Here is a 2,397-nt window from a genome sequence, read left to right on the forward strand (position 1 = left end):
TGAGGTGAGGCGCCATCGTATTCGGCCTTGTTGATGGTGTCGTCGCCGGCCACCACATTGAGGGTGGGCGCTATCGTCACGCTGAAGACAGCGTCATTGACCTTCTTCCAGGTGTCGCTGGCGCTGCCATCGTCGGTCAGAGCGGCCAGCACTTGCCTGATCTGGGCGATGTTGGTCGTGTTGGCGCCGTTGATGCCGATCTTGGTGAGGTCTGCGTCGGTGAGGGTTTCGCCCCCGGTACCCTTGACGGTGTTGGCGATTTTCTGCACCACGGCCACATAGTCCTGGATCTTGGCCGGGGTGTCGATGTCGCCCGGACGCAGCCGGTCCAGCAGCGAGTTCAGCAGCTTGAGTGCATTGCCGCGGGCGTTCTCTGCAAGCGCTGTCAGGCCAGTGGTGGTGATGCCGATATTTTCATAATCCGTCAGCAGGGCGTAGTCGGCCACTGGCGTATCGTCCGCCGTACCGTTGGCCTGGGCAAAGAGCTTGTTGTAACTGTTCACACGGCCTTGCAGCTCGGTCATGGCGGACAGGTCGGTGCTGCTGCCAGTGTTGCCAATACGCTTGATGCTGATCGCGGCCGAGCGCACTACGCTGTTGATTGCTTCGAGATTGGCATCGTCGCCGGTGTCGCGGATGCCGGTGAAGCCCATGGCTTGGTATTGCTGGAGCGTGAGCGAGGTCGAGGATTGGCTGTCCATGTTGAGCAGCTTATCGAAGGCATCGACAGCAGCAGTCATCAATGTGACCAGCGATTCCCTGGAGACATAGTCCTTGGCTTCCTTGGATTGCAAGGCGAAGTGGATCACCGCCAGTTTTTCTGGCTGGCTATTGTCGAGGGTACTGGTGCCGACGAACTGGTCCCATTCCGCCTTGCCTATTGCATTGGCGGCGGCAATCGTATCTCCCGCCGTCTGATTTGCCAATGCTGTTATTTTTTTGGAGATGGTGGCGGCCTGGTCCAGATTCGGGAAGTGTGCAACTGGGCCGGCAAGATTCGATGCCACTTGATGATCGACCCAGTCATTGAACAGGCGCAACGTGGAAGCATCATCGAGACCGCGGTTCACGACGTTTATGCCGATGGTGCGGTAATCGTCGGCGGTAGGTAGCTTGTCGGTGGCGGTTTGCTTGAACTCGGCGGATGAACTATCGCTCATCGGCATCAACTTCTTTGTATAGACGTCAATGATGGCATTGATGCGCGCGATGGTGACATCGCCACGCTTGATCTCTGGCGATGCCAGAGAGGTATTCAGACCGTTCAGCTCACCGTGTTTGCTATTGGCATACTGGCCAGCCTGGGTGGTCTGGATCGCATACTTGTCGGGGATGGTGATGCCAATGGCCTTGTAGTCGTTAATGGTCGGGTACGAAGAGCCGTTGGTGACGTCATAGCTGCCGCTGTCAGCCCATTCTCGCACCTTCTCCATGGCGCTAACCGCACTGCTGACCACACCTTGCAGCCCTCCGAGAGAGTTGATGCTGCTCAGCTCACTGGCCTGCATGGCTTGCAGTTTGGAGAGCACGGCCGGCAGATTGGCTGCTACCAAGCCGGTGATGCCCAGGCCGTTCGGACCGGTCAGGTCGGCCAGTTCAGGCGCCGAGGGCTGCGGGTTGGCTTCTTTGCTGCCCACATAGTCGAGCAGCTTGGCGACCTTGCTGGCCAGCGCATTGATCTCGGCGGGCGTATCGGCTTGGTCGATGGCCTTCTTGTCGATCACCGAGTTCAGCAGCGACAGGTAATGGGCCTTGTTGGCATTGTCTGCTGCATTGACGCGGCCCAGTGTGCTGCCGATGTTCTCATAGTCCTGCGCTTCAGGCCGGACTGCGGCCGCTGCGACGCCGCCATCGGCCAGCGCCAGCACCTTGCTGAAGCTGTCGACGATCTTCTGAAGCGAGGCGGCGCTGTCGGCCTTGCTGCCTTTGATGGCGTCCGTGGCCAGGCTGGAGAGTAGCGCATACAGCAATTCCGACTTGTCGGCGTGGCCGGGCGCCTTGCTGGTGAATTCGTTCATACCGGTGAGGCCGATCTTGACGAAATCTTCCAGCGTCGGCTGTTTGCCCAATTGGATGGGATCAGCCGGATTGGCCAGGGTGTCGGCGTTGAAGTTCTCGGCGTAGTCCTTGATCTTCTTGAGCGCCTTGAGCGTGTCGCTGGCCAGCGTGCGCAGTTCGGCCACGGTATCAACCTCGATGCTGGTCTTGTTGCGGATGGCCAGCATGAAGGTGGTCAGCGCGCCGGCGTCGAATTCCATCGAGCCGTCGGCGGGGACGGTGGTGTTCAGGCCGATCTTGGCCCATTCGGCCCAAGTGATCTCAGTGGGTGCAATAGTCTGGCCGGGGTGTGCAGGATCAGGCTCGCCGGCGTTGGCCTGCTGTATGACGCGCTGACGA

Annotated in this window: 1 pseudogene; it reads right to left on the reverse strand. The window is 59.6% G+C overall.

Annotated elements, in window-relative coordinates:
- A pseudogene (locus I5W_RS32225) lies at positions 1-2,397 on the reverse strand (hypothetical protein); the annotation flags it as partial.

The organism is Herbaspirillum sp. B65, assembly GCF_000333555.1.
In the GTDB taxonomy this organism is placed as follows: Bacteria; Pseudomonadota; Gammaproteobacteria; order Burkholderiales; family Burkholderiaceae_D; genus Herbaspirillum; species Herbaspirillum rubrisubalbicans.